Source organism: Nonomuraea sp. NPDC049419, from assembly GCF_040676995.1.
In the GTDB taxonomy this organism is placed as follows: domain Bacteria; phylum Actinomycetota; class Actinomycetes; order Streptosporangiales; family Streptosporangiaceae; genus Nonomuraea; species Nonomuraea salmonea.
Genome location: NZ_JBFAQB010000043.1, coordinates 1 through 7,531, shown reverse-complemented (window position 1 = coordinate 7,531; position 7,531 = coordinate 1). Strand labels below are relative to the sequence as shown.

The following is a 7,531-nucleotide window of genomic DNA, read 5'->3' as shown; positions in this document are numbered from 1 at the left end:
TTGACCGCACCCCCCTCGAACACCCGCGCCGCACCCTGCGTCAAAGACACCAAACCCGACGCGATCGCAGCCAGCTGATCAGCACGATCAGCAGGAAAACCCGCCGACGCCGCCAACGGCAGACCATCGGACGAGACCACCACCGCGTGCGCGACCCCCGGAACGGTGCTGACGAAGTCGGTGATTAACCAGTCCACCCCGCGTGCCGCGTGGCTCAGGTCGTTCATACCTTCTCCTCCGCCGGTCGCACGAACGACAGTCGGCTGCGTTCCCCTGGCCGCTTGTTGCGCTCGCTCATGCGCCCTCATCCCTACTGTTATCCCTGGGGCCGGACCCGTACGTCCTGCCCTCGCTGATGTCGTCGCGCGCGGCCCTGAAGCCCTGCTGGAAGCTGGACAACCGGCTGCGCACCCGATCCGGTGAGACGGCCGGCATCGGGGCGACGCCCTTCGGCGCCGAGACGGTGTCGGCCGAGCCGGGCACCAGGTTCGCCTTGGGCACCCGCTTGGGCAGGCCCGCGGCGGTCGCGCCGTCGCGCACCGGCTCGCGTACGGCCTCGGCCGCGCTCCAGCCCGCGTCCGCCTTGGGCGAGCTCCACGTCGCGTCGGCCGCGGCGGCGGCCTGGTCGAACCACGCCGACTCCACCGAGGCGAAGATCGGCAGGTATTCGCCGTTGCCGCCGTTGCCGGCGGCGCCGCCGCTCGGCGGGCCGGACGGGCCGGACGGGATCGCGGGCATCGGGCCGGTGGCCGCGGACTCGGTCTCGGGGAAGTCGAAGGAGTTCGGCGCGGGCGGCGCCGCCTCGACGCCGCGCATCCAGGGGCGGGTGTCGTCGGACAGCCCGCCGCGCTGGGGCAGGCCGCCCTCGCGCTGCGGCAGCCCGTTCTCCCGAAGCCCGTTCTCCCTCAGTCCGTTCTCTCGCAGCCCGTTCTCCCGCTGGGGCAGCCTGCTCTCGCCGGCGGCGGGGCCGCGCGATGTCACCCAGACGTCGTTGGAGGAGTCGCTGGACATCCAGCCGGCGGCCTCGGCGGGCAGGGCGGGGCTCGACGGCCACGACCCGGCCGGCGGGACGGCGTCCGTCGACGGGTAGGACGGGTAGGACGGGTGTCCGGGGCCGAGCTGGAACGACGAGGCCGGCCACGAACCGCCCTGCGGGGCGTGCTGCGCCACGGGGAAGGACTCTTCCCTGGAGGCGGCGGGGGCGGCGCCCGCGTACGACGGGGCCTGCGGGCCGAGCAGCGACTCGGGGATCAGCACCATCGCGGTCAGGCCGCCGGAGCCGTGCGGGCGGAGCTGGACGCGGATGCCGTGGCGGTGCGCCAGCCTCGCGACCACGAACAGGCCCATGCGGCGGGAGACGGAGACGTCCACGGTGGGCGCGTCGGTCAGCCGCTCGTTGGCCTGGGCCAGCTCCTCGGCGGTCATGCCGATGCCGGAGTCGCTGATGGAGAGCATGATGCCGCCGCCGTCGATCCTGCTGCCCGAGACCGGGACGCGGGTCTCGCGGGGCGAGAACGACAGCGCGTTCTCGATCAGCTCGGCGAGCAGGTGGATGACGTCGTTGACGGCCTGGCCCGCGATGGCGACGCCTTCCGGCACCTCCAGCACGACGCGCTCGTAGTTCTCGACCTCGGACAGGGAGGCGCGGGCGACGTCGACGAGCTGGACCGGCTGGCTCCAGCGGCGCGGGGGCTCCTGGCCGGCGAGAACCAGCAGGTTCTCGCTGTTGCGCCGCATGCGGGTGGCCAGGTGGTCCAGCTTGAACAGGTTGCCGAGCCGCTGCTCGTCCTGCTCGCCCTGCTCCAGGCCGTCGATGAGGGTGATCTGCCGTTCGACGAGGGTCTGGCTGCGGCGGGACAGGTTGACGAACATCGCGTTGACGTTGCTGCGGAGCTTGGACTCCTCGCCCGCCAGCCGGACCGCCTCGCGGTGCACCTCGTCGAAGGCCCGCGCGACTTCGCCGATCTCGTCCTTCGAGTTGATCTCGATGGGCGGGACCCTGAGTTTGTCGGGGTCGATGTCGGTGTTGCGGAGCTGGCGGACCAGGTCGGGCAGCGTGTGGCCGGCGATCTTGAGTGCGTCGCTGCGCAGCCGCCTGAGTGGCCGTACGAGCGAGCCGGCCATGAGGGCGGTGATCGCGAGGACCAGGACCAGCAGCACGACCACGATGCCGATGTTGATCGCGGCGAGTTGCCTGTCGCCGCTCGCCACGTCGGCGCTCCGGGTGGCGACCTCCTCCGCCAGCGACTTCTGCACCTGGTGCAGCCGGTCGACGGTCTCGGAGATGGAGTCGAACCAGAGGTCGACGTCCTTGGAGGTGGAGTTGTCGAGCCTGCGCAACGGGGTGGCGGTGTTGTGCAGCAGCACCGCGCGGCTGATGTAGAACTCGGCGCGGCCGATCTTCTGGCTGGCCACGGTGTTGTCGAAGTTCTGCCGCTGGGCGGGGGTGGCGACCGCGTTGAACGAGGCCCGCTCGCTCTCGCGGCGGGAGCCCGCGTCGAGGAAGCCCTTGAACTCCGGCTCCTCGAACCTGCCGCGCACCAGCGCGATCATCAGCAGCGCCCGCTGCTTGGAGGCCTCCTCCTCGGCGCGGGCGATGGTGCGCAGCGCGGCGGCGGTGGAGGTGAGCTGCTCGTCCGTGGAGCCCTGGCCGAGCTCGTCGTAGACCTGCAGCAGGTCGGCGATGATCTCGGAGTACGTCTCGACGGTCGGCAGCGGCGGCAGCTGGTCCTTGGTGTACGTCGTGCGCAGCGAGCCGAGCTGGGCGAGCCGGACCTCGATGCGGTCGAGGGTTCTGCGGCCGATCTCGGACAGCGAGTCGCGCGCCTCGCCGGCGACCGCCTTGGTCCTGTTGACGCTGGCGTCGACGATCTCCTGCTGGCTCTTGAGCCGCTGGCCCTCGGTCGCCCGCTTGTTGGCGGCGACGAAGCGGCCGGCCAGGTCGCGTTCGAGACCGAGGTCGCGGGAGAGCTCGCCGAGCTGGCTCACCAGCCGTCCCACGTCGCTGATGAGCTGGTACTGCTGTGCGCTGCTGATGGAGTCGGTGACCCGCAGCCCGCCGAAGATGACGCCCACGAGCGTGGGAATGGCGATGAGGGCGATGAGGCGGGTTCGCACGCGCCAGTTACGCAGCGCGAACGGGCTGCCCGACACGGGCTGCTGTACCTGCGGGGCTTCTAAGCCCGCAGAGTGATCCGGTCCGTCCGGAGCCCTGCCACGACCGGACTCGGCCGTTGTTGTCCTCACTGGTGGCAACCTCTCGCCATGGCCTGCTTAAGGGGGTTTCAGCGGCTTCGTCACAAGGACGAGTGATCGCAGGCAAGTTCGAGGCCCAATTTGAGCACAAACCTCATACTTAGGCCAACGTCTCGGGTGTTTTCAACCGTTCCAAATGACACCTTGTTCACGTGGCGAGCCCTTGACCACGGAGCGCAACCGGCACCTCAATCCGGACATACAACCCATAAACCTACTTTATGCCTATATTTACATCTATATCCCTGGACAGTCATCTTTAGCAGATAAAGTGCATAAACGCGGCATAGTGCTGCCGTTTGGATCTAGCCTCCGGTACGCTTCACGCCCGGCATACAGTGCCGATCTCCAGAAGCTTCCCCCTGGTAGGAGAACCCCCCATGACACGCAAACTGCGCTGTAACGCCATTGCTGTCGGCGTCGCAGTCGCTCTGACTCTTGCCGGCTGCGGCGGATCCGACGACCCTGGCACCACGTCGGCCGACAGCGGCGGCCTCGAGAAGACCACCATCAAGGTCGGCGCCCTGCCCGTACCTGACCCGGTGGCTCTCTATGTCGCGAATGAGAAGGGCTACTTCAAGGAAGAGGGCCTGACCGTTCAGCCGACCGTCATCACCGGTGGCGCCGCGGCACTCCCGCAGATTCTGAGCGGCGCTCTGGACATCTCGATGACCAACTACGTCTCGACGTTCGCGGCGGTCAGCGAGGGCAAGAAGATCAAGCTCGTCGCCGACATGTACCAGGCGGGCCCGAACACCTTCAACCTGATGGTGCCGAAGGACTCGAAGATTCAGACCGTGGCGGATCTGAAGGGTAAGACCATTCTGGTCAACAACCTCAACAATGTCGCCACGCTCACCACGCTGACGCAGCTCAAGGTCGCCGGATTGACGGCCGACGACGTCAAGTTCGTCGAGAAGCCGTTCCCCGACATGGGCAACGCGCTGCTCAGCGGCCAGGCCGACGCCTGCTGGATCACCGAGCCGTTCATCACCGCCAACCAGAGCCAGCACGGCTTCCGCAAGCTGGCGGACGTCATGACCGGTCAGACCGCCGACCTGCCCATCGCCGGCTGGATGGCCACCGAGGACTGGGCGCAGAAGTACCCGAAGACGCTGGCCGCCTTCCAGCGCGCGATCGGCAAGGCTCAGCAACTCGTCTCCAGCGACCGCAAGGAGATCGAGGCCATGCTGCCGAAGTACACGAAGATCGACGCCAAGACCGCTTCGGTGATCACGCTCGGCTCCTTCCCCAGTGAGCTGAACGCCAACCGTCTGCAGAAGGTCGCCGACCTCATGCTCGAGTACGGCTACCTGAAGAGCCCCATCGACGTGAAGTCGGTCATCGCGGCTCCCGCGTCGAAGTGACGATCGCACGTCTGCTCCGCGGCGCCGCCGGCGCCGCGGGGTTCCTCGTCGCCGGGGAGCTGGTCATCCGCTTCGGCATCAGTGAGGACCTGCAGTTCCCCGCACCGTCGACGATCCTGCTCGAAGCCGTGCGCCTGCCCGCCGACCCCGACTTCCTGGCCGGGCTCGGCGCGACCCTGACCAACTGGGTGCTCGGCCTGCTCATCGCCACCGCCATCGCCGTGCCGGTGGGCGTGCTGCTCGGCGCGCTCGCGCCGGTGGAGCGGGCGATCAGGCCCGTGCTGGAGTTCCTGCGGCCGATCCCGAGCGTGGCGATCATCCCCCTGGCGATCCTGCTGATCCCGGTGGACGAGCTCATGAAGATCTCGGTCATCGTCTACGCCTCCGTCTGGCCGATCCTCATCAACACCCTGTACGGCATGCACGACGTCGACCCCGTGGCCAAGGAGTCGCTGCGCAGCTTCGGCTTCGGCCCCCTCGCGGTGCTGACCAGGGTGAGCCTGCCGAGCGCCGCGCCGTTCGTCGCGACCGGCGTCAGGATCGCCGCGGGCATCGCGCTCGTCCTCGCGGTCAGCGCCGAGCTGCTGGCCGGCGGCGTCGCCGGTATCGGCGTCTTCGTCAACCTGGCCGGCAGCGGCAACAGGACGGACCTGATGATGGCGGCCACGGTCTGGGCCGGCGTCCTCGGCGTGCTCGCGAACGTGCTGCTCCTGGCCGGCGAGCGCCGGTTGTTCCACTGGCACCGGATGCGGACGGGGGCGTCGGAGTCGTGAAGCTCCTCACCAAGATCTGGGTCATCCCGGTCCTGCTCGTCGTCTGGGAGTTCGCCGCCCGAGCGGTCGGCAACACCGACTTCCCGCCGCCCACGACGATCGTGGCAGCCATGCACGAGCTGTGGTTCTCGGGCCCGGCCAGCCGGATCTTCCTCACCGACGACGCGATCGACAACATCCTGCCCAGCCTGGGCCGCATGTTCGGCGGCTGGATCCTGGCGGCGCTGATCGGGATCATCGCCGGCATGCTGCTCGGCCGCTCCCGCACGGCGACCGACTACGTGGACCCGCTGATCGAGTTCGGCCGCTCGCTGCCGCCGCCCCTGCTGATCCCCGTGTTCCTGGTGCTCCAGGCCGGGCTGCACTCGCCGTACGGCGTGCTGATCACCCAGCTCGCGACCATCGTGTTCGGGGTGGTGTGGCCGGTGCTGCTCAACTCGATCGACGGCGCCAGGGCGATCGACAGGACGTACACCGAGACCGCCACCGTCTTCAACCTGACCAGGTTCCAGCGGCTGCGGGTGGTCGTGCTGCCGGCCGCCTCGCCGAAGATCTTCGCCGGGCTGCGGCTGAGCCTGTCGCTCGCGCTGATCCTCATGGTCCTCACCGAGCTGATCGGCGGCAGCGACGGCATCGGCTACCAGCTCCTGCAGGCGCAGCGCAGCTTCGACGGCGCCGCGGTGTGGGCCACGATCACGCTGCTCGGCATCCTCGGTTACGTCGTCAACTCCCTGTTCGTGCTGGCCGAGCGCCGCGTGCTGGTGTGGCACCGGCAGGCCACGCGCAATCCGTGAACTCCCTCTGGAAGGACTCATGCCGCATTCCGACGACCTCCTGTGGGGTGCCCTGGGTGACATCTCGCGTTTCGCCGCCCTGCTCACCATGGCGGAGCTGGGCGTGGCCGACCATCTCGCGCAGGGCCCGCTGAGCACGCCCGAGCTGGCGCGGCGGGCCGGGGCGCACGCGCCCTCACTGCGGAGGGTGCTGCGCGAGCTGGCCGCCATGGACCTGGTCAGGGCGGTGGAGGCGGACGCGTACGAGCTGACCGAGCGGGGCGGCGCGCTGCGCTCGGACGCGCCCGGTTTCGTCCGCTCCTCGATCCGCATGCTCGGCGAGGAGGGCTTCTGGTACGCCATGCGCACGCTGCCCGACACCGTGCGCACCGGCCGCTCGGCCTTCATCGAGCAGTACGGCCCCCTGTACGACTACCTTGCCCGCAAGCCGGAGTCGAGCACGCTGTTCGACGACTACATGGCGGCCAGGGCGGTGCCGTTCACCGAGGGCCTGTCCGAGCGCTACGCCTTCCCCGCCACCGGGACGATGGTGGACGTGGCGGGCGGCAAGGGCCACATCCTGGCCACCGTGCTGCGCGCCAACCCGGGGCTGCGCGGCGTCCTGATGGACCTGGAGCACGTGGTGGACCACGCCAGGCAGGCGCTCGCCGAGGAGGGCCTGGCGGAGCGCACGGAGGTGGTGGCGGGCGACTTCTTCGCCGCGGTGCCGTCCGGCGGCGACGTCTACCTGCTGGCCAGCATCCTGCACAACTGGGACGACGAGGACTGCGTCAAGATCCTCACCAACGTCCGCACGGCCATGAACCCCGGCGGCCGCCTCCTCATCCTGGAGGTGGTGCTCCCCGACGACGAGCGGCCGCACCTGGGCAAGGACATCGACCTGCGGATGCTGGCGATCTTCAACGGCGGCGCGGAGCGCAGCCGCGACGAGTACGCGGCGCTGCTCGGCCGGGCGGGTCTGGCGATGGGTGAGGTCGTCGAGCTGGGCTCCGGCGCGAGCCTCATCGAGGCCCGGCAGCGATGACAGGGCAGCGCTGGCAGGGCGGCGCTGGCAGGGCAGCGCTGGCAGGGCAGCGCTGGCAGGGCAGCGCTGGCAGGGCAGCGCTGGCAGGGCCGGAGCGCGGGTGCCGCGTCCGGCGAGCCGGGAAGGGCACGGCTCGTCGCCGGCGCGGCGCCGGAGCCGGGGTCAGCCGCCCCAGCCCGGCACTGCCATGCGGACCGTCAGCGCGTGCTCGACGAGCTGGATGAGCGTGTTCTTGACGGAGTCTTTGGAGCGGGCGTCGAGCCGCACCATGGGGATGTGCGGCGCCAGGGTGAGCGCGTCGCGCACCTCGGCGTCGCT

At 69.7% G+C, this 7,531-nt stretch carries 6 protein-coding genes and 1 pseudogene; 4 read left to right on the top strand and 3 right to left on the bottom strand.

The features are described from left to right. Nucleotides 1–227: roadblock/LC7 domain-containing protein (locus tag AB0K12_RS48275; RefSeq protein ID WP_364576122.1), on the bottom strand; the 227-nt coding region annotated here is incomplete at its 3' end. 67 nt (nucleotides 228–294) lie between these two features. Continuing rightward, nucleotides 295–3,153 carry a nitrate- and nitrite sensing domain-containing protein gene (locus AB0K12_RS48270; RefSeq protein ID WP_364576120.1) on the bottom strand — a complete coding sequence of 953 codons (2,859 nt, stop codon included), beginning with the start codon at nucleotides 3,151–3,153 and terminating at the stop codon, nucleotides 295–297. A 482-nt stretch (nucleotides 3,154–3,635) separates the two neighbouring features. Here AB0K12_RS48270 and AB0K12_RS48265 point away from each other — a divergent pair, with 482 nt between their 5' ends. Genes AB0K12_RS48265 through AB0K12_RS48250 form a run of 4 tightly spaced genes read left to right on the top strand, consistent with a single transcriptional unit; the run spans nucleotide 3,636 to nucleotide 7,213 of the window. Then, the gene (locus AB0K12_RS48265) at nucleotides 3,636–4,622 is read left to right on the top strand and encodes an ABC transporter substrate-binding protein (RefSeq protein ID WP_364385929.1); all 987 of its coding nucleotides are present in this window, start codon (nucleotides 3,636–3,638) and stop codon (nucleotides 4,620–4,622) included. Then, the gene (locus AB0K12_RS48260) at nucleotides 4,619–5,395 is read left to right on the top strand and encodes an ABC transporter permease (protein WP_364576117.1); all 777 of its coding nucleotides are present in this window, start codon (nucleotides 4,619–4,621) and stop codon (nucleotides 5,393–5,395) included. The genes AB0K12_RS48265 and AB0K12_RS48260 overlap by 4 nt, the downstream gene beginning before the upstream one ends. Beyond that, nucleotides 5,392–6,189, top strand: coding sequence for an ABC transporter permease (locus AB0K12_RS48255; protein WP_364576115.1), 798 nt, complete (start codon nucleotides 5,392–5,394; stop codon nucleotides 6,187–6,189). Before AB0K12_RS48260 ends, AB0K12_RS48255 begins: the two co-directional genes overlap by 4 nt. 19 nt (nucleotides 6,190–6,208) lie before the next feature. Next, nucleotides 6,209–7,213 carry a methyltransferase gene (locus AB0K12_RS48250; RefSeq protein ID WP_364576113.1) on the top strand — a complete coding sequence of 335 codons (1,005 nt, stop codon included), beginning with the start codon at nucleotides 6,209–6,211 and terminating at the stop codon, nucleotides 7,211–7,213. A 162-nt stretch (nucleotides 7,214–7,375) separates the two neighbouring features. Here the strand turns inward: AB0K12_RS48250 and AB0K12_RS48245 are convergent. Beyond that, nucleotides 7,376–7,531: pseudogene (locus AB0K12_RS48245) on the bottom strand (ATP-binding protein); the annotation flags it as partial.